Consider the following 23,474-nt stretch of genomic DNA (forward strand, 5'->3'; position numbering starts at 1 on the left):
TTGCAGTGGTAGACCATTTAAAGTCCTTGCTTTGTATGTTTACAGTCGTTAGGAAAATATTTAAACCTTTATTTTGCGTAGCTGCTATATTATGATAAACCGTTGTTTGTCCGGTGGATTGAGGCAGAGACCTTGGGTACAGCAGATCTGAGGTTTTAGTCAGGTACCAGTCAAATGCTAAAGTCAGCCTGTTTTTGAATGCTGTAACATCAGTACCTATGTCCAGGGTACGTGATTTCTCCCAGCCCAGGTCCGGCGAAACGATATTTCCGTTAAAGACGTATCCTGGCGCAGGTACATCCCCGAAGCCCATAGGGATGGATGTCAGTAAACTTTGTGTATCGTAAGGTTTAATAGTAGAATTTCCTGTTACCCCGTAACTTGCACGCAGTTTCAGGTTGTCGATCTGCTTCGCATCCTTCATAAAGGGCTCACGGCTGATCACCCAGCCGGCGGATACTGAGGGGAAGGAATCCCACTTATGGCCAGGAGCCAACCTTGATGCACCATCCCAGCGTATACTTCCCTGGAAGAGATATTTGCCATCGTAACTGTAATTGATGCGACCTGCGTAAGCCAGTAAGTCATAACGTACAAAACTGGATGTGGTAGTCCGGCTTGTGGATTCTGTGCCTGCAAGGTTATGCCACAACTGGGATGACAGTACCTGCCTGATTCCTCCGGCGTATGCCTCCTCCACTTCACTGTGGATATAACTTGAAATCGCAGTAGCGGTGAAACTATGTTTTTGTATTTCACGGTTATAGGTCAGGATATTGTCCCAGTTATAGTACCTGGAATTTGCGTTTGTAATGGAGGCCGCAGAATAACGCTGGTTGTTTTGTGTGAGAGAAAGCGGGTCATTAAACTGGCCGCGCCTGTTGCTGCCCAGCACCGTCCCCAGATTACTTCGGAAAGTTAAGCCTTTGAGCGGTGACAGCTCTGCATAGGCCGTAGCATTGATTTCACTTCCCGTTGTCTGGTCTACTGCAGCACCCGGACGCTGGTCGGTGATGGGACTGATAGTACTGGTATTACCAGCAATGGGAAAAGGATTAATTGAACCATCCGGATTGAAAGGTGTACCCAGAGGGATAGCCGTCAGTGCCGTAGAGAGCGGATCGCGGCGCGTATTGGTTTTGCTGAATGCCAGTTGCCCGACGATACCTGTTTTGAACCAGTTATTGAGTTTATGGTCTATATTATAGCGGAAATTATAACGGTTATAGTCATTATTGATCAGCTGACCTTCTTCATTGAAGTAACCAAATGAGAAAAACGCTTTGGTGTTTTCACTTCCGCCGCGCACACTAACTGTGTGGCTTTGCTGTTTTCCATTTCTTGTAGCCAGATCTAACCAGTTTACAAACTGCCCGGCCTGTACAGCTGCAAGCTCGCCGGCATTTGGAAACACCACATTATCTGCCGGTATCAGTCCTGTCGCTGCATCCCTGAAAGATTCACGGCGAAGGGTCAGATAGTCTTCGCCCAGCCGCGGTGACGGAAATTTCGTCCAGCCATTTATCCCGTAGTATGCATTATAAGATATCTTCGCTTTCCCCGCTATGCCTTTTTTTGTATTCACTATAATGACGCCATTGGCACCCTGCGATCCATATATGGCAGTTGATGCTGCGTCCTGCAGGACCTCGATACTTTCAATATCATTTGGATTGATGTTATTGATGCTGCCTCCATTCTGCACTCCATCAACCACAAGCAATGGCGCGTTGGGATTGATACCCCCAGCTGTATTCAGTGCGTTGGGAATAGACCGTGTACCGCGTATCTGGATGTTCACTCCGGCACCGGCATTGCCGGAACTTCGGGTAATATCTACACCGGGAGCCCTGCCCTGTATAGCTTCAAGTGCATTATGTGTAGGAGCTTTGACAATGTCCGAGGCTTTTACTGTTGCCACAGAACCGGTGAGGTCACGCCGTTTAATAGTTCCATAACCTACCACAACTACGTCGTCCAGTGAGTTGGACTGCCCGGCAAGTTTAACGGTGACATCCTGATCGTTTGCACTGAAACTAACTGTCTGATCAGCATAACCTATGTATTTAATTACCAGTGTGGCTGTTTGGCCGCTGGCGATAGTCAAACTGAATTTACCGTTTACATCCGTCACCTGCCTTGCTGTAGAGCCCTGCACAGAAACGGTTGCACCGATGAGCGGGTCACTGTTACCCGCATCAAGCACCCTGCCATTTAAAACACGCGTTTGTGCCTGCACAAAAACGACAGAAAATATCAGAAAACTGAGAAAATAAAATTTTTTCATACCCGGGGAGTTATGTTAAGCATACAGGTCTATTGAGGGAATTAATATATCTGGTTACACAAAAATAGGCTCAGAAAAGATTATGTATTATAATATCTTTTCTAATGTTTGTGATATTTTAGCGGATATTTCCCTGAGCTAAACTTATAGGTGTTGCATCAAATGCAGCCGGGAAGGCAGGTGAGTACTATAGGACTAGTATACCAAAATCTCTTAGTGTATGAATGGGCTCTGAATACCAGAACAACTCAAAGTGTTCCATTGTCGTTTCAAAATCAGCTTTAATTTCCTGGAAGGTATAAACCTTTGCATTGGAAACTGTTATTTTTTGCAGAATGGATAACAACCAGTTTCCCTCTCTGGTAGTAGTTTGAATGCTGAAGCTTTCTTTTTTATCATGGAAGGTTAAAATCTGCATTTCTACAGGTTTACCTTTTTTATATTTTACAAAGCTTTCCTGATCAGGTTTCCCTCCCAGCCAGACTATCCGGGCTGTAGGTTTGGTATCAAGCTTGCTTTTTTCTTTTAGTGCGCGTTCAATAAAATCCGGAGCGATTGTCACTTTCGGGATTTTAAAATCAAACCAGTCCTGCAATTTGTAATCGAAGCAAATGCCGTGCATAAAATTGAAGAGCGACTTCTTTAAGCCAAAACTAAATTGATCATGGTTAATGCCTGTCTTATCCCTATAGTTGATATCATTATTGGCGAAAGTTCCGATAACTTCCGTTTCTTTGACTACACCAAACTTCTCGGGATACAAGCCTACCGGACTGTGAGCAGTCATCGCAAACTGGTGCCAGAAGCCTGATTGCAGCACCCCTGCCTTGAACAGCTGCCTTACCATTTCAAGACTGTCAACTGTCTCCTGAATGGTTTGTGTTGGATACCCGTACATCAGATAAGCATGGACCATCACTCCTGCCTGTGTAAAATTCCGGGTAACCTGAGCTACCTGTTCTACAGATACGCCCTTATCAATAAGTTTCAGTAACCTGTCTGAAGCCACTTCCAAACCACCGGAAACAGCAATACAGCCTGATGCTTTCAGTAACAGGCATAAATCACCGCTAAAGCTTTTTTCAAAGCGGATGTTTGTCCACCAGCTAACGGAGATCTTTCTTCTTAGAATCTCCAGCGCTACTTCACGCATCAAGGCCGGCGGCGCAGCCTCATCTACAAAGTGAAAGCCATTCTGGCCGGTATTGGCAATCAGTTCTTCTATCCTGTCTACAATCAGTTTAGCAGCAACAGGCTCGTAAACCTTAATGTAATCCAGGGAAATATCGCAAAAGGTACATTTACCCCAGTAACAGCCATGCGCCATGGTCAGTTTATTCCAGCGGCCGTCACTCCACATGCGGTGCATAGGGTTGACAATTTCTATAACTGAGATGTACTGATCCAGTTGCAGGTCACTGTAATCGGGCGTTCCCACATCAGCTTGTTTATAATCACTTCTTAGCGCATCGTTTTTGTAAACAACTTCGCCGTCCTCAAGTAAAAATGTTCTTTTATACAAGTTAAACTCTCTTCCATTCAGTATCGAATTACAGATCAGTTCAATGGGCAGTTCACCGTCATCGAGTGAGATATAATCAAAAAATTCAAATACCCGCTTGTCAGAGACAGAACGCAGTTCAGTATTGGCAAAACCGCCGCCCATGGAAATTTTTATCTCCGGATATACCCGTTTTACATATTGGGCACAGCGAAAAGCGGCATACAAATTTCCCGGAAAAGGAACAGAAATCAGGAATAGCTTAGGCTGGATAACTTTAATCTTATTCTCCAGAATCCCAATCAGGATTTTGTCCATGTAGGTATATTCCTGATTCAAAGCGCCATAAAGCTCATCGAATGAATTTGCACTTCTGCCCAATCTTTCGGCATAGCGGCTAAAACCAAAATTCTGGTCTACACATTCAATGATAAAATCTGAGATATCTTCGAGATACAGTGTTGCCAGGTGTTTGGCCTTGTCCTGTGTTCCCATTGATCCAAATGCCCAGTCCAGTTCATCCAGTTCAGCAAACCTGGATGCTTCAGGCAAGTAGTCTTCCTGGCAGATCTGGAGGGCAAGCGTTGGGTTCTTACCTTGCAGAAAAGCAATAACAGCATCAATAGTTTTGATATACTCCTCTTTCAAAGCAGCAATACGCTTTGCATTCAGACTTCTGGGCTGATCAGGCAGACCTTCTGCATGCAGAAAAAGATCTTCCAACCCTTTTCTTGAAAATAGGGCCAGTATCACTTCAATCCCTAAATCAGCCTGGGTTGATGAAATATTTTTAGTATTCAAAAAACCTTTGATATAGGCAGTAGCCGGATACGGAGTATTCAGTTGGGTAAAGGGAGGGGTAACAAGGAAAAGATCTGTTTTCAAAATTGAATTGTATTTCCCCGCAAAAATATCCATAATTATTTTAGTATGCTGCCTTATCAAATCATAATTTATTAAAATCAAAAGCGCCTGCCGGTATAAACCGACAGGCGCTTTTGATAATTCAGGAAAAGATTGATTTTACCTCCAGCCTCCGCCAAGTTGTTTGTAAACATTAACAACGGCATTCAGCTGTGCTTTTTTGGTTTCAACCAGTTCCAGTTTAGTTTCCAGTGCATCGCGCTGAGTCATCAATACTTCAAAGTAATCTGCCCGGGCCGACTTAAACAGGTCGTTGGAAACACTGATCGAAGTGTTCAGGGCGTCAACCTGCTGTGCCTTCAGGTTATAGCTTTTTTCCAGGTTGCTGATCTTTGAAAGCTGACTTGAAACTTCCATGTAGGCATTGAGGACAATCCGCTGATAATTAAACATCGACTGCAACTGACGGGCGTTAGCGCTCGCAAACTCAGCCTTAATTGCATTCCTGTTTACCAATGGTCCCGCTAAATCACCTGCCAGTGAATATAGCAGGGACTTTGGTAACTTAAACAAATAAGACGGTTTGAAGGCTTCGAAGCCTATAGCAGCAGATATATCAAGCGATGGATAAAATTCGGCACGTGCAACTTTTACATCCAGTTTTGCAGCAGCCATTTCGAGTTCCGCCTGTTTGATATCAGGCCTGTTCTCCAGTAGTTGCGCAGGGATCCCTGAATTTACAGCCATCGGTACCAAACTTAAAAAATCACCCTTTTCCCTTTTGATCTCCTGGGGATAACGGCCCAGCAGAAGGTTCAGGTTATTTTCTTCTTCTTTGATTTGTTGCAGGATATCAAATTCCCTGCTTTGTGAAGACAATACTTCTGCGCGAAACTTCTGCACAGCCAGTTCTGTGGCCCGCATAGCCTGCTTCTGTACTTTCACGATCTCCAGCGCATTCTTCTGAAGTTTGATATTCTGCTGCAGGATCTCCATCTGGGTATCCAGCGACTGCAGTTCGTAATACGAATTGGCCACTTCGGCGATAAGGTTGGTCAGCACAAAGTTTTTACCCTCTATAGTAGATAAATACCTGCTGATAGCTGCTTTTTTGGAATTGCGCAGTTTCTTCCAGATATCGATCTCCCAGTTGGCGGTTGCTGCCAGCGTAAAATTGGCCAGCGGATTAGGAACCTCCCTGCCAGGCAATATATCCGTTGAGGCATCACCTGCACCCTGACTGGTATATTCCCCAACTTTTTCAAGATCGGCACCAGCCCTTAAACCAACTGTTGGCAACAGTGCAGCTTTGCGCATGCGGACATCGTTCTTAGCGATTTCGATATCCTGTAAAGTTACCATCAGTTCCTGATTGTTCTTCAGTGCGGTATCAATCAGGTCTGCCAGGTATTTGTCTTTAAAAAAGCTGTTCCATGGTACAGCTGTGGTGTTTGTTGTATCGCGGCTGTCCCCGAAAGATTCCGGCAACGGTTTATTTGCTGCTGGCGCTGCAGCTTCGGGTACTTTACACCCTGCTGCAGCAAGGCAAATGCCCAGCGCTATTGTATATCGGTTGAGCTTAAATTTATACATTGTGATCGATTTCTTCTGTTAAGGGATTTTCATCTTCATGTTTGGCCATTCGGTTTTTCTCTTCGATTTTCCCGAAAATATAGTACAGTCCGGGAATCACCAACACACCGCAAAGTGTTCCTAAAAGCATACCTCCGGCAGCGGCAGAACCGATAGTCCTGTTACCAATTTTACCAGGCCCCGAAGCAAAGACCAGCGGGATCAAACCAGCGATAAACGCAAAGGAAGTCATCAGGATCGGACGGAACCTCACGGCAGCACCTTCCATGGCAGCTTCCAGGACTGTAGCTCCCTGTGCGTGTTTCTGCACAGCAAACTCTACAATCAGTACGGCATTCTTACCAAGTAAACCGATGAGCATTACCAGTGCCACCTGGGCATAAATGTTGTTTTCCAGTCCACAGATCTCCAGGAGCATAAAGGCCCCGAAAATTCCACATGGTAGGGAAAGCAGTACCGCAAAGGGCAGGATGAAACTTTCATACTGTGCAGCAAGAACCAGGTATACGAATCCCAGACAGATCATAAAGATGTAAAGGGCTTCGTTTCCGCGTCCTACCTCATCCTTGGAAATACCAGCCCAGTCAATACCAAATCCCCTTGGCAGCGTTTTTTCAGCAACTTCCTGAATTGCCTTGATCGCTGCACCACTACTGTATCCCGGAGCAGATGCACCACTGATCTCAGAAGCATTGTACATATTGTGGCGGGTGATCTCAGACAGGCCGTAAACCTTCTCCATGCGCATAAAAGCTGAAAAGGGTACCATTTCGTCACGGTCGTTTTTCACGTATAATTTTAAGATGTCTTCAGGTAATGCACGGTATTCCGGCGAAGCCTGCACCATTACTTTATACTGGTGGTCAAACTTGATAAAGTTGGTTTCGTAGTTACTACCTACCAGAGTTGACAAAGTATTCATGGCATTCTCAATGGTTACGCCTTTTTGTTTGGCGATATCATTGTCAACCTTGAGCAGATACTGCGGGAAACTGGCACTGTAAAAGGTAAACACGGAGGCCAGCTCCGGGCGTTTACTGAGATCTCTCACAAAATCCTTACTCACAGTTTCCATCTTGTGGAAGTCGCCGGAGCCTGCTTTATCAAGTAAACGCAACTCAAAACCTCCGGCAGCTCCGTAGCCCGGTACCGCTGGTGGCTGGAAGAATTCGATTGTAGCCCCATTAATAGCTTCTGTTTTTTCTTCAAGTTCGCTGATAATTTCCTGTACAGAGTGCGTACGGTCTTCCCAGCTCTTCAGGTTGATCAGACAGGTACCGGAGTTTGAACCTGTACCTTCAGTAAGGATTTCATATCCTGCAAGTGCTGATACAGATTGTACACCTTCAACTGTCTCGGCAATCTTCTGGATTTTCTCGGCAACCTGATTGGTTCTTTCCAGAGATGATCCCGGAGGAGTCTGGATAATCGCGTAAAACATCCCCTGATCCTCATTCGGTATAAATCCGGAAGGAAGACTGTTGTTCAGGAAGAATATACCCACACAGAAGGCAATCAGTACACCGAAAGTCAGCATTCTGCGATTCACGATCAAACCAAGTACTTTCTGATATCTGCCGGTCAGTCTGTTGAAACCATTATTAAAGCCATCCAGGAATTTATCCAGTCCTGTTTTCTTTTTGGCTTTACCATGGTTGTTTTTTAACAACATCGCGCAGAGCGCGGGTGTAAGCGTTAATGCCACAACCCCTGACAGGATAATCGCTGTTGCCATGGTAATGGAGAACTGCCGGTAGAATATACCCACCGGGCCCGACATAAATGCCACAGGTACAAATACTGCTGCCATCAGGAAGGTAATCGCTATAATTGCTCCCCCGATTTCATGCATAGCTTCCTGTGTGGCTTTCAGTGGCGAAAGATGTTTTTCTTCCATCTTGGCATGGACGGCCTCAATTACCACGATCGCATCATCGACAACGACCCCAATGGCCAGCACGAGTGCAAATAGAGTGATCAGGTTGAGCGTAATCCCAAAAAACTGCATGAAAACGAAGGTTCCTATCAGTGATACGGGTACAGCAATGGCCGGGATCAGCGTAGAACGCCAGTCGCCCAAAAACAGAAATACCACTAAACCAACCAAAATAAATGCCTCTACAAGCGTATGGATTACTTTTTCAATAGAAGCATCCAGAAATTTTGATACGTCATAACTGATTTCGTAATCCAGTCCCTGAGGGAAAGAGCTTTTCTTGATCTCTTCCATTTTAGCCTTGATGTCCTTGATTACCTGACTTGCATTACTTCCGTAAGATTGTTTGATCGTAATCGCTGCCGAAGGATGACCATTCAGGTTGGAATAGATATCGTACATCGCACTGCCAAATTCAATTGAAGCCACATCTTTAAGTCGCAGGATTTCTCCGTCTTTGGTGGACCGGAGAATGATATTTGCGTATTGCTCCTTGGTGGTATATCTTCCACCGTATTTCAATACATATTCAAAGGATTGTGATCTTTTACCCGAGCTTTCACCCGTTTTACCCGGCGAGGCTTCCAGACTCTGCTGATTTAAAGCTTCAAGAACTTCATCTGCTGAGATCTTGTAGGCCAGCATGCGGTCTGGTTTCAGCCAGATCCTCATGGCATATTCACGGGTACCCAAAATATCTGCAACCCCTACACCGTCTACCCTTCTTAACTCCGAAAGGATATTGATATCCGCGAAATTGTAAAGGAATTTCTGATCGGTTTTAGGGTCTTTACTGAACAAGTTGATGTACATTAACATGTTGGATTCCTCGCGGGTAATCTTAACACCTTCACGTACTACCAGCGGCGGCAGCTTGTTCACTACCGAAGCCACGCGGTTCTGTATATTAACGGATGCCTGGTTGGGATCGGTACCGAGGTTAAAGATCACCTGAATGGTGGCCTCACCGTCATTACCTGCATCCGAAGCCATATATTTCATTCCCGGTACACCATTGATTGCCCTTTCCAGGGGAATGATAACCGACTTGATCATCAGCTCACCGTTGGCACCGGGATATTCTGCTGTAATGTTCACCTTTGGTGGTGAAATGGAGGGAAATTGCGTGACCGGTAAACCCTTCATAGCTAAAAACCCCAAAAATACGATGATCAGGGAGATCACTATAGAGAGTACTGGCCTCTGTATAAATTTACTAAACATGGATTGCTTTTTTAATGATTAAACCAAATGGATGTGTGTAGCGCTTCAGCTTTGCTGAACCTATTCTGCCTTTAATCTCAGTGAAGAGATCCACTCCTTAGGTGCCTGGTACTCGAATTTGATTTTATCACCATCCCTTACTTTCTGAACACCTTCCAGCAGGATTTTCTCATTATCGCCAATACCAGTACTCAGCACATAAAGATCTGGCATTTCGCCAGCGATAGTAATGTTTTTGGAGTGTACCACACCTTTGGCATCCACAACGAATACATAGATTTTATCCTGGATCTCGTAAGTTGCTTTTTGTGGTATTACCTGTGCCTGGTGTAATGGAACAAGCATCTGTACTTCACCTGTCTCACCATTTTTTAACAGTTTATCAGGATTTGGAAATTTTGCCCTGAAGGCGATATTACCGGTTTCATTGTTAAATTCACTTTCGATTACCTCTACATTTCCCTTGTAGGGAAGCGGTTGGTTATTAGCCAGGAGGAGGCTTACCTTATTGTCAGCCCGTCCTTTTATATTGGTCTGATATTCCAGATATTCTGGTTCTGAGACATTGAAATAGGCAAACATCTGCGTATTGTCAGAAAGGTTGGTCATCAGTTCTCCTTCATCAATTAAACTTCCCAGTTTCAAAGGAATACGGTCGATCGTTCCATCGAAAGGCGCCCTGATTTCAGTAAAGGACAAATGCAATTTTGCAAGTGAAACTTCTGCTTTTGCCTGTTCCAGTTTGGCCTGGGCTACCGACTGTTCATTTTTTGAAACTATATTTTTATCGGCAAGTGTTTTGGCATTTTGCAGTTCTATTTCTGCAGATTTGTATTCGGCCTGGGCTTTCAATAACTCTGCCTCATAAACCTTAGGCATAATTCTGAATAACAGCTGACCTGATTTAACAGACTGACCTTCATCAACATAAATATTTTGAAGGAAGCCTTTTTCCTGTGAACGGATCTCTATATTCCTTACAGACTTAATCTGTGCTACATATTGTTTGTTAAAGGAGGTATCAATTCTGATGGCAGTGGTAACAGTAAACTTGTTTTCTTCTTTTTTTTCTTCTTTTTTAGATGTACAGCTTGCAAGGCATAACAGGGCGATTAACCCTTTGGACACAACTAGTCTCTTCATAGTATAAAATTGGTAATTAAGCGTTTGAGTGCGGGAACATACAGATTCCCCTGGACGTAAAAATTCTTCAGTAACCAGTATTGAAAGTACATTGATACTTTCGTGGTTAAACCGGGATAATTACTCTCAGATTCTTAATACCCTTTGGGTAATATAAAGAGGTGATGAATCGCAGCAAATCTGCGGGATGGTTTTAAAGCGGTTGTTGTAGAAGTTAGAAATGAACAGACGTGACGATGTCATATACAGCCAGGCAGGCAGACTGTATTTACCTGCTAAAAATTTACCTGCACCGGTATCAGCATCATCATGTCCGCCCAGGTATTCTTCCTCTACATCGATCTCTGCATCCTCAAAGAAAGTATTGCTCTGATCGTTGTTTGTGAGTTTTGTATGTGGTTTCTTCGCAAGATCGCGACCAGCAGCATGTTGATTGAGAGGATGATGCGTGTTTGCATACACCGAACGTCCGCCGCATAACAGCAGCAGGAACAGATAGACATAAAACACAAATCCTCTCATTTAGCGCTAAAAGTAATCAAAGTAATGATAGATTGATGTATCCTGAAGAAAATATTACCATCCTATGCCGTAATCTTCGCCATGATTGCTTGATCCGCCCCAGAGGCTATTGTGTTTCCAGTCAAAAAATATCGCATTGATTGGCCCGCTTGTACGTTCGCTGTAACTCAGAATGTAACCCAGTTTTTTCAGTTCCGCACGTGTAGCCTCTGGTGTATTGCTGTTCAATAATAATTGTCCGGCTTTCGGCTCACGGTCGGAGGTCTTAGTACCACCCAGTGAAAGCCAGAGCTGATTGGTATTAATATTTGCCGCCTCGGAGGCCTGCTGTACATTCATGCCAAATTCAGAGACATTTAAAAAGAACTGCAAAAGGTTCTGGTCCTGCGTATCCCCACCCTGTACGGCAGAAGATAAATAAGGTTTACCATCTTTTAAAGCCAGTGCCGGCGATAAGGTAACCCTGGGCCTTTTTCCCGGCGCAACCACATTAAAGGGGTTAATAGCTGAATCCAGTACGAAGCTTTGCATACGCTGACTCATCCCAATACCCGTGTTGCCCGCAATACATGCTGGCAGCCAGCCACCGCTTGGTGTGATTGATACCACCCATCCTTCTTTATCTGCGGCTTCTACGGAAGTGGTACCACGCCATAATCTGTCCTGGTAATCTGCTTTGGGCGAATTATTGGTCATGTCATGTTTAGGCGCAAAATTACGTTTGCTGGTGTCCATTTCAAAGCCCCTGCTTTTCAGCAGTTTGATGTAGGGATTAGTTTTGCCTTCAAAGGGATATGGATTTCCCGGACCGATGCCTGCGTCGTTCTTATCATACCTGATCAGTTGCGCACGTTCTTTTGCGTATCCTTTGCTGAGTAATCCTTTCATGGGCTCCGTAGGTTTCTGATACGGATCTCCATAATAAAAGTCCCGGTCGGCAAAAGCCAGGTTCATCGCCTGGTATAAAGTATGGATATATCTGGTACTGTTATAACCCATGCTTTTCAAATCGAAATTCTCCAGGATATTAAGTGCCTGCAGCATTACCGGACCCTGTGTCCATTGCTGCATTTTGTAAACATCAATACCTTTATAATTGACCATCAATGGTTTTTCCTCAAGAGGTTTCCAGTTCGCAAGGTCCTGCATTGTGATCAGTCCGCCCTGTTCTTTTGAACCGCGTACAAATTCTTCTGCGATATCCCCTTTGTAAAATCGGTCATATGCGGCCATCAGGGCCTGCTTACGGTTTTTGCCTTGTTTCAAAGCCTTCTTTTCTGCTTCTACCAGTTTGGTCAATGTAGCAAGCAAGTCTTTTTGCACGAAGATCTCCCCTGCTTCAGGTGCTTCCCGTTTTTCTCCCGGATGGGTAAAAAATACCTTTGAACTGTATGGCCATTGTTTGATCAGGGTTTTACCGCGCTCCATAGCGTTGGCTGCCTGCGCTTCGATCGGATATCCTGCTGCCAGTTCCATTGCTGGCGCAAGCACCTGCTCCAGGCTTAAAGTACCATAATTACTCAGGATATAAATCAGTCCTCCAACTGTCCCCGGCGTTGTTGCAGCCAGCGGACCATATTCAGGCGGGAAGTTATATCCTTTACTCTTGAAAAAATCAGCTGTAGCACCGGTTGGGGCTACTCCCATCGCATTGATCGCAATCACCTCTTTGGTTTTCGGGTTATAGATCAGCAGTTGTGTTTCCCCTCCCCAGCTGAGGGTATCCCACATGGTACAGGTTGATGCAAGCATAGCACAGGCAGCATCAACTGCATTTCCTCCTTTTTGGAAGGTCATAGCTCCTGCTGTAGCGGCCAGTGGTTTACCTGTGATGGCCATCCAGTTACGGCCATGTAAAACAGGTTTCTGGGTTTGCTGAGCCGATGCAGATAGCAGTGTACCGGAGATGAGGAGAGCTGAAAAAATTCGTTTCATAAGTTGATATGCGGGGCGTATGGTGTGTGAGTAGCTAAAAATAAAGAAAATTAAGCTAGCAGGAAAGATCGAGTTTGCGGCTAAGCTGTCACAATATAGATACTAACGTTTTAAATTAATTATCTTCGCGCTCTTTATTAACAAAAATATATGATTCTGGAACAACAACTGTCACAAAGAAGCCAAAGCGAATGCGAAATCTGTAAATCCGGCGATGCACTTGAACTCTATGCAGTGCCCCCTCAAACGGCAAAGACCGAAGATAACTGCATCATGATCTGTGGCACATGTAAGTCTCAGATAGAAAAAGCTGAGGAGATGGACAAAAATCACTGGCGTTGTCTAACGGCAAGTATGTGGAGTGAAGTTCCCGCTGTTCAGGTTGTAACCTGGCGGATGCTAAACAGGCTTAGTGCTGAAGGATGGGCAGCAGACAACCTGGATACGATGTACCTGGATGATGATATGCTTGCCTGGGCAAAAGCGGGGAAAGATGATCAGGCTGCTGAAGTAGCAGAGGTCCATAAAGATGCCCTTGGCAGTCCCCTGCTGGCTGGCGACTCTGTTGTGCTAACAAAAACACTGGATGTAAAAGGTTCAAGCTTAAATGCAAAACTCGGCACCGTTGTAAAGAATATCCGTTTAGTGGAAGACAACACTGATCAGATTGAAGGAAGAATTGAAGGACAGGTGATTGTGATCCTCACAAAATATGTAAGGAAACAGAATTAAACGGGCACATTGCTATTGTATGCCGGTGTTAAATAACTGCATCTTTTGTGATGCAGTTATTTAACACTGACTCTATTTATAATGTTTTCTGCTTCATTTTTTCAAGCTCCGCTGTGTACATTTCAATTGCCTTTACAGAAGGATCAGGGAAAGCGCTTAGCGGCGCAGTTTTCATTTTAGCCATTATTTCTTCACGTGATTTGGCAGCTGCCTGACTGATATCGATTGCCTTCTGCTCAGTAGTGATGGCTTCATCATATTTTTTCTGCAGATAATACAGGTGCGCAAGGGTATCATAGAATGCAGTATTTGCGGGAAATAATTCTATAGATCGCCACACCCAGATTACAGCTTTTGAAAGATAATCTGCATTAGTGGTCTTCATGGTATAGAAACTCCATGCGCCATTATTTAATGTAGCAGCATATTCCAAAGCATTAGCGTATGGACCGGGTGTTAAAGTGCTGCTGCCGGTTAAGGAAGATATTGTAATTCTTTTCGTTATGGTCTTATTCACAATTCTGGCAGAATCGTTTTTTGTATCAGGCCGGCCTGGTACCAGAGCAGGGCTCTTCTGAACAGTACTGTGTACGGGCCGTGGCGGCATGACCGTAACTGTCGTCTCCAGAGGATCCGGTTTGTGAATAGAATCCCGCTGGAGCAGATAATACTGTTGATAATAGCTTGACGCATTTCTAAGATACTTAACCGTATCATTCACTGCCCTGTAATACTCCATCATTTTGGATAACTGGGCAACCATTCCCTTTTGCCAGTTATTTGTCCAGGTAGCCTGAGTGAAGGACGCTGTCTGCATAGCCAGGCTCTCATCCTTTTTTGCTTTTGCAGCAGTCATGGAGGCATTGATGATCCTGTTGTTGATCCTCACTCTTTTTTCATAGGGCAATGTCTTGTAAATACTGTCTGTCAGTTTGGGATATACCCTTGTGATTTTATAGGCAGTACCGGATAAAACCGGACCGCGCTGAATCAGGAAGGAAACCGTCTCAAAATCATCAAGTTTACTTACCGGCAGGAGATTAGCATATGTTTCCAGCACTTCCTGATTGACCGGGATGTCCAGTTCATCATATTTTAAAAGGTAACTTTTTAGAAAATCTGTCTTCCTGTTCCCTTTTGCGTACTCCGCATGGTAATGGGTCAGTGTATTGCCTTTTGATAGCTGGATGGCCTGATTGATATCGTTCAGGTACGGTTCTGCATTACTCCTGTAACCAACTGTTTTTAAGATCAGGCCGCCTTGCTCATCAAGAAATAAATGGGTCGGATAGGTCGTGACATTGTACTGTTGATAGATAGCGTCAACTCCGGCTCCGGGGGATACATTGTTATAAATACAAATAAAATCCGACTCATATCTCTTTAGCAGATCCTTATCGGTCGGCACCAAAGAAAAGCGAGGATCAATAGTACCCATCCCAACCATCAGGTAAATCAACTTATGCTGCTTCTTTGCTGCAAGTTTCGCATCTTCCAGGCTTCCTTGAAAATACTTTAGTGGCTGGGCTTTTACCTGGCTCAGGCAAAGAGCCATGATGAATATACTGAGGAGGCGTTTCATAGTCAATCTGATTAATAGATTATTTCCGAATATACACTCAAAATATCAGTGCGGCAAAATTAATATCGAATTTAAATAATATTTAAAGCTTATTGCATTAACCAGGCACGGTAGTCTTTACTGTTTATTCTACTGTAGCAAAAACTGTATCAACAGCTGTACTAAATCGTCAAATCGTAGCCAATTGATGCTCAACAACTTATTGGAGTGTTTATTTTTGCCCTGCGAGGGAGGATTTGTAAATATTTTGTATTTCACCAATGGTCAATTCCTGTAACAGAATAATCCCTGTGATACATTTCTGATTAAAAAATGAAGCTTATGATTAATCTGCAGATCAGGATATAAGAGGCCTGACAGGTACTGTTTAAGCTTTATTCTTCGAACTGCAACAGAATAAATGACAGCAAATCGTTTTATCTGCTTTATACGTATGTACGTGAACGATTGGTATAAGAATTGAGTTTGAAGGGTATCACTTAGTTGCGTACTTCAATTTATTAGCTCAGCATTCGTTAAACATGGAAAATTCTACTCTTCAGGATCAGCACGGACTTCATAATTTGACTATTCTGGAAACAGAATTTTATACTCCTTTCATCAAATATTTTGAGGGATTCAATTACAATGAAATTGCTCATATCCTCGAGCTGCCTGTAGCGACTGTAAAATTAAGAGTGAAACTGGCCCGTAAGGTAATAGGAAACCGCTTCAATACCTACCTTTCCGATAGCAGGATGCAGTTCAATCAATAAGCGGGTGGTTATTTTATATTCACCTCAATAACAGACTCTGCGTTTTTCAGTAGCAAATAACTGTCTTCGTTCAGATTTTGCAGCTGCAGTACTTTACCAATCTTGTTATAGCGTTCAGTTAGTTTGTTCAAAGCATCAATCGCGGACATATCTGCGATCCTGCTGTCCTTAAAATCAATCACTACCTGCTCCGGATCATTTGCCAAATCAAAATTTTCATTGAATGTGGTTACAGAACCAAAAAAAAGCGGTCCGTAGATTTCATAATGTTTAACTCCCTCAGCGTCTATATAAGTTTTTGCCCTGATCCGTTTGGCACTTTCCCAGGCAAACACCAATGCAGATATGATCACTCCAATCAAAACCGCAAGGGCAAGGTTATGCAGCCAAACCGTAATTAAGGCTACAGCTATACCTACAAAAATATCCTGCTTTGGCATTTTGTTGATGATCCTGAAACTCGCCCATTCAAAAGTGCCAATGGCCACCATGATCATCACACCGGTTAATGCTGCCATGGGTACACGTTCTATCACAGGTGCGCCGAAAAGTATAATCAGAAGAATAGTAAGTGAAGCAATGATCCCTGATAACCTTGCCCGTGCCCCAGCGCTGAGGTTGACCAGCGTCTGTGCAATCATTGGGCATCCGCCCATTCCAAAAAAGAAACCATTCAGAATATTAGCCGTTCCCTGCGCTATACATTCCCTGTTGCCATCCCCTCGCGTTGCGGTCATCTCATCAACCAGGTTCAGCGTCAGTAGTCCTTCAGTAAGTCCTACTCCTGCCATAATCAGGGCGTAAGGAAAGATAATCTGAAATGTAGCAAATTTCAGCGGGATCTGAGGTATGTGAAATGGCGGGAAACCCCCACTGACAGCAGCAATGTCCCTAACAGTTTTAGTATCAATGTTAAAGCCAAGAACAATAAGGAAAACCACGATTATAGCTACCAGCGAAGGTGGTACAGCTCTAGTGATCCGCGGAAACACAAGTACAATTGCTACCGTTAGAGCGACCAGTCCAGCCATGATGTATAAAGGATTGCCCGATAACCAGACCGGCTGCCCATTCACTACTGTTTTAAACTGTTCCAGCTGCGCCATAAAAATGATCACTGCCAGTCCGTTTACGAAGCCGTACATTACGGGTTGCGGTACCAGCCGGATAAATTTACCAAGTTTAAACAAGCCGATTGCAATCTGAATGAGCCCGCCAAGAGCTACTGCTGCAAAAACATACTCTAAACCATGAGTTTTCATCAGGGCAATCAGGACAACGACTACAGCGCCTGCACCTCCTGAGATTAATCCCGGGCGGCCGCCAAAGATGGAAGTAACCAGCCCCATAATAAAGGCTGCATACAAACCTACCAGGGGCGGGAACCCGGCGAGAATTGCGAAAGAGAGCGACTCCGGCATCATAGTCATGGCGACTGTGAGACCGGCCAGTATTTCAGTCTTGTAGTTTACTTTCTGGGAAAAATCGAAGAGGACTTTGGTAGCGGACATTATGCAAACTTACAAAATAGTGGCTCGAGTTTTGTCTATGATCAAAATATGATTAAAAACGCGCTCTTTTTCTTCCTGATCGTCCTGTCTTTAGGTGCCAACGCTCAAAATGCAAACAATGCGATATCTACTAACAATATTGTTGGAGATACTGCGGTCAAAACAGATTTGATAGATATTGCAAAAAGTCTGTTTAATATTAAAGCCAGACCACGTACAAAACCAGGAGAAAAAAAGGTGTTCTTTTCTTTGTTACCCATTGGAGGTAACGTTCCTGGAGGTGGCCGTGCCCTGATTACCTCCACAAGTGCCGGGTTTTATCTTGCTGACAGGAAAACGACTTATATTTCCAATGTTACTTTTACTCCCTACTGGAACCTGCAGAGCCGTTTTGGTTTACCCTTGAGGTCTAACCTTTGGTTGAAGAACAATGAGTGGGTGATCCAGGGCGATACCCGTTTTCTGTTTTATCCGCAGGCCACCTGGGGTATCGGAAGCGGTGTGGAATCAGAAAGTATGCTGGTAAATTATAAATATATCAGATTTTATCAAAGTGCGCTGAAACGTATCAAACCCTATCTGTATGCAGGTATCGGATATAATCTTGATTACTTTATCAATGTGAGAACAGATGCACCGGGCCTTGCCGCTTTTAGTGGATACAAGACTGGTACGGGAGATGGCGAAAACTCATTTTCATCGGGTTTCTCTGCAAACCTTATTTACGACACAAGAAATAATGCGATTAACCCATTGCCAGGTTCTTACCTGAATGTGAGCATCAGAAATAATCCAAGCTTCCTGGGTAGCAAAACCAGCTGGCAGTCTGTCTATGTAGATGCAAGGAAGTATGTTTCTTTAAATACAAAACCCCATCAGCAAAATACACTTGCCTTCTGGACTTATTTATGGACTGGATTAAATAATGACATCCCCTACCTGAACCTGCCAAGTATCGGATGGGATCCAAATAATAAATCAGGCCGTGGTATTGATCAGAACCGCTACAGAGGTAAAGGCTTGTTTTATTTTGAAACTGAATACAGAAGGGATATCACTAACGATGGACTTTTCGGCTTCGTGGTATTCGCAAATGCTACCTCTGTTACAGAGCAGGATAATAAATTCAAGAAGATACATCCTGCGGTCGGAACTGGTCTTCGCGTAAAGTTCAACAAAGCATCCAACACCAATATCGGTGTTGATTATGGTGTAAGTAAAGGCTATAAAGGATTTACTATCAATCTTGGTGAAGCATTTTAACCATTTAATTTTTAAGGCACTTTGTTAGCCATTACCATCACGGTATAGCTGTTTTCACCTACTACTGTCTGAAAGATAAAATCCGGGGACACGTAGTAGGTGCTGAGTTTTTTATCCTCAATAGCCTGCTCCTCTTTTTTTTCTGTTCCGGCAGCCATAATTTCCTTCAGCAATACGTTATATTGATTGATACCGGGCGATTGATAATAAAGCTGGTTGATTATCCCGTGGTCAGCATGGATCCTGAACCAGGCCAGAGCCTTCTCCTTTTCAGCTTTATGTTTACCGAATGATAATGTTTTGTACATCTGCTCATCCTTTATGCCTGATAACTCCGGATGTACTATCCAGCCTGCCTTTTTCATACTGTCAGTGACCTTCACTGCCGGCTGGGTAATAAATGTTTTTAACTGACTCAATTCAAGGTTCTGAGCCTTGCCTTCAAATAACCACAGGCCGCAAAAAAGGGTTAATACATACTTCATCCCGCAAAGTTAACAAATGTAAAACGCAGATCTTTTCCTGATCGTACTTTAACAGGGATTCGTTATAGATTTCACAAAAAAGGTATCTTTACCGCATGGCTGATTTGAAAACAGAATTTACAATACAATTTGAAGGCGAAACTATCCCGGTGGTGATCACTGAAACTGAGAAAGCTGAGGACACCTTGTTCTTCGCAGAAATACCTGGTCATGACCGCTTTGAAATCTTCCTGTCGGATGATGACATGTGGGTAACGAACGACGAAGTATCAATTGACGAAGACCTGATATTCCTTATCGGAGATACATTTGAAGGTCTGCAGGATTAACCTGCAGCACCTTTTATTCTGTTTTATTCTTATCCCGCTTACGTACCAGCTTAAACTTGATTTTGCCATCCTCACCATCTGCGGCCTGGATATGTACGACTATACCCTTCATCCTTCTTTCCCTGATCTCCTTCTTGTCAGTGATTTCCTCATCCTTCTTTGGGTTTCGCAGCGGTATATCCAGTAAGATATCTGTACCGGCACCCATAGAGTAGATACCCGCAATATCCATATTCAGTACACTGGAACTGATTTTCATCGGATTGATGGTGACTTTCTCTCCCCTGATATCAAATTTCCCGTTCAGGTTATTAATGACGATATTATTCAAATCCCTAAAGGGAAATGCAAACTTGCCAACGCTCTGTAAAGCTTCGTAATTAACCAGTGCACCATTCTTCAGATCAAATATCACAGTGCCGTTCATAGAACCCGGAATGACCTTTCCTGCAGAGGTAATATTTCCGGATACGTTGGTTCTGGTGAAGAAATTGCCCCTGAGGTTTTTGTAGGTTGGCGACTTCAGTCCGAAGTTATCAAATGAATAAAAGAAGTCCCGGATACTTACATTGGAAACGACTGTATTTACTGCAAAACGATTTAACTTACCGATCTGAGTTACGCTTCCGTTCAGTTTGACAGAGCCCCCGGCATGTTTCAGGCTTGCATCATTCAGATACAGTCCCGCATCCGACAATAAGAATGTGGCTGTGGCATCGGTGCCCAGGAACTTATTGTAGTGCACTTTGGCCACCTTCAGATTGATCTGTGCCTTGCCCTTTTCCAGCATCTGATTCAGCTGACTGGCAGAAACATTGCTTTTCCCCTTTGATTTGACGGCTGCACGTCCTTTTCTGGAACTCAGGAAACCCAGGAACTCGCCAAGATAAATTTCCGGGCTGCGCATATTCCAGTTAAACATAATTTTCTCCGGTGCATTGTAATACAGATTGAGAAAGTTCTTGATGCTCCCGTCCATAAATACAATGCTTTTACCGCTCTGCAGCCGGATATCCTTAATCAGAAGATCTTCCTTTCTGAAGTCGAGTGTAATAGAAGTATTTTTAAAGTTTACATTACGGGGCACATAACTTACGTCAGCATTCTTGACGCTCAACACCCCATTCAGCACAGGTTTATTTAATTTATAATTGACCAGATCTGCGGAATAATGCATTTTAAGATCGGCTGTTCCTTTGGTGAACTTAAGCATATCATCACCAATGACGTTGTTAAGCTTTGACACATCAAACCTGGACCTGAACGTACCAGTGGCGACCGGCTTTTCAAAATTATGCAAAAATGCAGTATCAATCGTGAATGGAATTTCAGAGTAAGTGCCCGAGAAGCGGTAGAGTTTGACAGCTGAATTGGCATCAGTAAAGCCATTGCCATTGATAAAATTGTTGGTATAAACACCTGAGAAATTCACATGCTCTATAACGGCACCAGGGCTGGTCAGTTTGTTTGCTTTTACCGAGGCATTGACTAGTATTGACGGATCGCCCCCGCCCCCCATATCACCATCTATGATACATTTTACTGCAATTGGCTTATCAAGGTTAAACATATTCAAACGCGAAGCAATATTAGGGGCAAGCAATGCTGATGCGTTTTTCCAGAGAATACTCCGGGCTTCGACAGTGATGGTAAATGCAGTAGGATCTTTAGCGATTTTAAATTTAGCTCCTATAATAAAAGGGTCATTGCCGATGTTCAATATATTGGGTTTCACTTCTATTATGCCAAGGTCATTGTCGTAAGATATATCCATTTTGCCCTGCAATACTTTATCCTTTACAAAACTGCCTCTCTTCGTATTGAAGGCCAGGCTTCGCACCAGCGTTTTCAGGTTTACGTCCGCCTTCCAGCCCGAGGAGGGATAATCCACTTTCCCACTGAAATCCTGTACTGCAAAAAGGAAAAGTTTATTGCCTTTTCTGTTATCCAGGATAAAGCGCACATCATTCAGGTCAAACCTTCTGATCTCGGCCGGAGAAGTATTTTCTTCCTTTGAAGCCGGTGTGGAAGGTGTTTTTTTCTTAAAGACCGATGTATTGCTATAACCTGTACTATCCGTATACAAATAGGCTTCAGCGTCATTGATGGCTATCTTTCTGATTTCAATCGTGCCTCTGAGCAATGCCATTGCATTCACTGAGATATCAAAGTCCTTGGCCGTAAGCAATGAATGGTGGTGTATTTTCCATAAACTATCCCTGATCTCAACATTTTTCAGTGATACAGAAACACCGGGGAAACCCTTCAGGAAAGTAGGTTCCATTGCTCCTACAGTTACACTGCCGTTGATATTCCTGTTCAGTTCCTTATTGATAGAAACCAGAAGTGATTTCTTATTGACATTTACATAAATAGCCAGTCCGATAAAAATAATGATGATCAGTATAATAAGGGCAGCAAAGACTTGGATAGCGCGTTTTAACCAGAGAGGCATAGAATAGTATTTACTATCATAAACATTTAAATACGCTATTTGTTTAGGACTGGATTTGTTCCCATAAATTGATTATTTTAGTAGTACCAATTCACACACATATGAACACACGAAATCTGTTACCCGGAAGAACTTTAACGTTCCTTTTTGCAGTAAGCTGCATTCAACTTGTTTGTTTAATATCCACACCTGCCGCACAGGCGCAATCAAAAAAAGAAGTGACGAAGATTGCCTTTAAAAAAGACAAATTCAACCGTATCTATCTTCCGGCAAAGGTTGATAAGGACACCATAGCCCTACTGTTCGGAACCTATTCCAAAACTTTAAGACTAACCCCTTACTTCTACGAAACCAGACAACTATGGCCTAGCTGGGACCGGCTGATGTCTACCGATAAAAACGGAGGCCCCCACAGTAAATCCGTATTCTACCTCCCTAAAATCGAGATTGGGCCCCTCAAATTCCGCAATGAAGAAACTGTCATCAATCAGGCCTTTCCGGATTCTATCGCTACCGGCTCTACCGGAACACTCATGGTTTACCAGTACAACTGGAAAATCAACAATGACAGGAACGAGATGCTGGTCTCCAAAACTCCATTCAGTCCCGAACAGGCTTACACAACCATCAGCTACAAGAAAAACACCCTGCCAACTGCCGTCGTCAACATAAGTAAAGTAAATTCTGAATTTATCCTCGACCTCGGATCAGGAGCCGGCTTCCTGGTGAGCAGCACCACTGCCATAGGAAGAGCAATTATTGATGACTACCGGCTCAGCCCTTCCAGAACAGTAACATCCAACATCCATTCCAACAAACTGGTGGATACCATTTACGAAGCCGTAATCCCGAGCATGACCTTCAACGGAATGACACTCAAGAACCAAAAAGTAGTGATCAGCTCCGCCGTACCGCACAATATCATCGGTACTGGCTTCCTGGGTAACTATAACGTGATTCTTAATAACTCAAAAAAGAGAAAGGTCCAAAGTGCCATTATCCTTGAAAAACGTTTAATGGAATAACAATTCTGCTCTTTGCACCATGCTTTCTGCACCTTGCATTGCTGTACCTTGCTTCTGCACCTTGCTTTTTGTGCACCTTGCTTTCTGCACCATGCTTCCTGCAGCATGCTTTCTGCACCATACTTTCTGCACTTTGCATTCTGCACCATGCTTCTGCACCATGCATTCTGCACCATACTTTCTGCACTCTGCATTCTGCACCATGCATTCTGTACCATGCTTCCTGCACCATACTTTCTGCACTTTGCATTCTGCACCATGCTTTCTGCACCATGCTTCTGCACCATGCATGGTGGGTGAACCCTAGGATATTCAAAATAAATGCTGAAATT

At 43.7% G+C, this 23,474-nt stretch carries 17 protein-coding genes; 5 read left to right on the top strand and 12 right to left on the bottom strand.

The features are described from left to right. From ABWY16_RS13725 to ABWY16_RS13755, 7 genes are all read right to left on the bottom strand, one after another. On the bottom strand, positions 1-2,287 hold a 2,287-nt coding region (locus ABWY16_RS13725), incomplete at its 3' end, for a SusC/RagA family TonB-linked outer membrane protein (RefSeq protein ID WP_353905213.1). A 187-nt stretch (positions 2,288-2,474) separates the two neighbouring features. Beyond that, the gene (locus tag ABWY16_RS13730) at positions 2,475-4,706 is read right to left on the bottom strand and encodes a B12-binding domain-containing radical SAM protein (RefSeq protein WP_353905214.1); all 2,232 of its coding nucleotides are present in this window, start codon (positions 4,704-4,706) and stop codon (positions 2,475-2,477) included. Positions 4,707-4,811: 105 nt separating this feature from the next. After that, positions 4,812-6,245, bottom strand: coding sequence for a TolC family protein (locus ABWY16_RS13735; protein ID WP_353905215.1), 1,434 nt, complete (start codon positions 6,243-6,245; stop codon positions 4,812-4,814). Next, positions 6,238-9,405: an efflux RND transporter permease subunit gene (locus ABWY16_RS13740; RefSeq protein WP_353905216.1), complete on the bottom strand. Its 3,168-nt coding sequence runs from the start codon at positions 9,403-9,405 to the stop codon at positions 6,238-6,240. The genes ABWY16_RS13735 and ABWY16_RS13740 overlap by 8 nt, the downstream gene beginning before the upstream one ends. Before the next feature lie 60 nt (positions 9,406-9,465). Then, the gene (locus ABWY16_RS13745; RefSeq protein ID WP_353905217.1) at positions 9,466-10,548 is read right to left on the bottom strand and encodes an efflux RND transporter periplasmic adaptor subunit; all 1,083 of its coding nucleotides are present in this window, start codon (positions 10,546-10,548) and stop codon (positions 9,466-9,468) included. A 126-nt stretch (positions 10,549-10,674) separates the two neighbouring features. After that, positions 10,675-11,070, bottom strand: a complete 396-nt coding sequence (locus tag ABWY16_RS13750) for a hypothetical protein (protein ID WP_353905218.1) — start codon at positions 11,068-11,070, stop codon at positions 10,675-10,677. A 54-nt stretch (positions 11,071-11,124) separates the two neighbouring features. Next, a complete protein-coding gene (locus tag ABWY16_RS13755) occupies positions 11,125-13,005 on the bottom strand; it encodes a gamma-glutamyltransferase family protein (RefSeq protein ID WP_353905219.1) in 1,881 nt (626 codons plus the stop codon). Between the two features lie 150 nt (positions 13,006-13,155). On the opposite strand from ABWY16_RS13755, the gene ABWY16_RS13760 reads away from it, so the two are divergent. Continuing rightward, complete coding sequence (locus ABWY16_RS13760; RefSeq protein ID WP_353905220.1) at positions 13,156-13,737, top strand: PhnA domain-containing protein; 582 nt, start codon at positions 13,156-13,158, stop codon at positions 13,735-13,737. 76 nt (positions 13,738-13,813) lie between these two features. Here the strand turns inward: ABWY16_RS13760 and ABWY16_RS13765 are convergent, their stop codons facing one another. Next, positions 13,814-15,319, bottom strand: a complete 1,506-nt coding sequence (locus ABWY16_RS13765) for a hypothetical protein (protein ID WP_353905221.1) — start codon at positions 15,317-15,319, stop codon at positions 13,814-13,816. Between the two features lie 521 nt (positions 15,320-15,840). On the opposite strand from ABWY16_RS13765, the gene ABWY16_RS13770 reads away from it, so the two are divergent. Beyond that, positions 15,841-16,074 carry a sigma factor-like helix-turn-helix DNA-binding protein gene (locus ABWY16_RS13770; RefSeq protein WP_353905222.1) on the top strand — a complete coding sequence of 78 codons (234 nt, stop codon included), beginning with the start codon at positions 15,841-15,843 and terminating at the stop codon, positions 16,072-16,074. Between the two features lie 8 nt (positions 16,075-16,082). Here the strand turns inward: ABWY16_RS13770 and ABWY16_RS13775 are convergent, their stop codons facing one another. Continuing rightward, on the bottom strand, positions 16,083-17,585 hold the full coding sequence (locus tag ABWY16_RS13775; protein WP_353905223.1) for a SulP family inorganic anion transporter: 1,503 nt from the start codon (positions 17,583-17,585) through the stop codon (positions 16,083-16,085). A gap of 48 nt (positions 17,586-17,633) precedes the next feature. Between ABWY16_RS13775 and ABWY16_RS13780 the strand changes: the two genes are divergently transcribed. Next, positions 17,634-18,848: a BamA/TamA family outer membrane protein gene (locus tag ABWY16_RS13780; protein ID WP_353905224.1), complete on the top strand. Its 1,215-nt coding sequence runs from the start codon at positions 17,634-17,636 to the stop codon at positions 18,846-18,848. 11 nt (positions 18,849-18,859) lie between these two features. On the opposite strand, the gene ABWY16_RS13785 is transcribed toward ABWY16_RS13780, so the two are convergent. After that, positions 18,860-19,333, bottom strand: a complete 474-nt coding sequence (locus ABWY16_RS13785; protein ID WP_353905225.1) for a hypothetical protein — start codon at positions 19,331-19,333, stop codon at positions 18,860-18,862. 95 nt (positions 19,334-19,428) lie between these two features. Between ABWY16_RS13785 and ABWY16_RS13790 the strand changes: the two genes are divergently transcribed. After that, complete coding sequence (locus tag ABWY16_RS13790) at positions 19,429-19,662, top strand: hypothetical protein (RefSeq protein WP_353905226.1); 234 nt, start codon at positions 19,429-19,431, stop codon at positions 19,660-19,662. Positions 19,663-19,675: 13 nt separating this feature from the next. On the opposite strand, the gene ABWY16_RS13795 is transcribed toward ABWY16_RS13790, so the two are convergent. Beyond that, complete coding sequence (locus ABWY16_RS13795) at positions 19,676-22,117, bottom strand: AsmA family protein (RefSeq protein ID WP_353905227.1); 2,442 nt, start codon at positions 22,115-22,117, stop codon at positions 19,676-19,678. Between the two features lie 101 nt (positions 22,118-22,218). Between ABWY16_RS13795 and ABWY16_RS13800 the strand changes: the two genes are divergently transcribed. After that, the gene (locus ABWY16_RS13800; RefSeq protein WP_353905228.1) at positions 22,219-23,142 is read left to right on the top strand and encodes a hypothetical protein; all 924 of its coding nucleotides are present in this window, start codon (positions 22,219-22,221) and stop codon (positions 23,140-23,142) included. Here the strand turns inward: ABWY16_RS13800 and ABWY16_RS13805 are convergent. Further along, on the bottom strand, positions 23,114-23,474 hold a 361-nt coding region (locus ABWY16_RS13805), incomplete at its 5' end, for a hypothetical protein (protein ID WP_353905229.1). The genes ABWY16_RS13800 and ABWY16_RS13805 overlap by 29 nt on opposite strands.

Origin of the sequence: Pedobacter sp., from assembly GCF_040513095.1 — a bacterium.
In the GTDB taxonomy this organism is placed as follows: Bacteria; Bacteroidota; Bacteroidia; order Sphingobacteriales; family Sphingobacteriaceae; genus Pedobacter.

Excerpts from the sequence above, each read along its gene's own strand:
- ABWY16_RS13740 (WP_353905216.1), bottom strand. The coding sequence starts at position 9,405 with ATGTTTAGTAAATTTATACAGAGGCCAGTACTCTCTATAGTGATCTCC.
- ABWY16_RS13735 (WP_353905215.1), bottom strand. The coding sequence starts at position 6,245 with ATGTATAAATTTAAGCTCAACCGATATACAATAGCGCTGGGCATTTGC.
- ABWY16_RS13785 (WP_353905225.1), bottom strand. The coding sequence starts at position 19,333 with ATGAAGTATGTATTAACCCTTTTTTGCGGCCTGTGGTTATTTGAAGGC.
- ABWY16_RS13745 (WP_353905217.1), bottom strand. The coding sequence starts at position 10,548 with ATGAAGAGACTAGTTGTGTCCAAAGGGTTAATCGCCCTGTTATGCCTT.
- ABWY16_RS13790 (WP_353905226.1), top strand. The coding sequence starts at position 19,429 with ATGGCTGATTTGAAAACAGAATTTACAATACAATTTGAAGGCGAAACT.
- ABWY16_RS13795 (WP_353905227.1), bottom strand. The coding sequence starts at position 22,117 with ATGCCTCTCTGGTTAAAACGCGCTATCCAAGTCTTTGCTGCCCTTATT.
- ABWY16_RS13780 (WP_353905224.1), top strand. The coding sequence starts at position 17,634 with ATGATTAAAAACGCGCTCTTTTTCTTCCTGATCGTCCTGTCTTTAGGT.
- ABWY16_RS13760 (WP_353905220.1), top strand. The coding sequence starts at position 13,156 with ATGATTCTGGAACAACAACTGTCACAAAGAAGCCAAAGCGAATGCGAA.
- ABWY16_RS13730 (WP_353905214.1), bottom strand. The coding sequence starts at position 4,706 with ATGGATATTTTTGCGGGGAAATACAATTCAATTTTGAAAACAGATCTT.
- ABWY16_RS13755 (WP_353905219.1), bottom strand. The coding sequence starts at position 13,005 with ATGAAACGAATTTTTTCAGCTCTCCTCATCTCCGGTACACTGCTATCT.
- ABWY16_RS13765 (WP_353905221.1), bottom strand. The coding sequence starts at position 15,319 with ATGAAACGCCTCCTCAGTATATTCATCATGGCTCTTTGCCTGAGCCAG.
- ABWY16_RS13775 (WP_353905223.1), bottom strand. The coding sequence starts at position 17,585 with ATGTCCGCTACCAAAGTCCTCTTCGATTTTTCCCAGAAAGTAAACTAC.
- ABWY16_RS13770 (WP_353905222.1), top strand. The coding sequence starts at position 15,841 with ATGGAAAATTCTACTCTTCAGGATCAGCACGGACTTCATAATTTGACT.
- ABWY16_RS13750 (WP_353905218.1), bottom strand. The coding sequence starts at position 11,070 with ATGAGAGGATTTGTGTTTTATGTCTATCTGTTCCTGCTGCTGTTATGC.
- ABWY16_RS13800 (WP_353905228.1), top strand. The coding sequence starts at position 22,219 with ATGAACACACGAAATCTGTTACCCGGAAGAACTTTAACGTTCCTTTTT.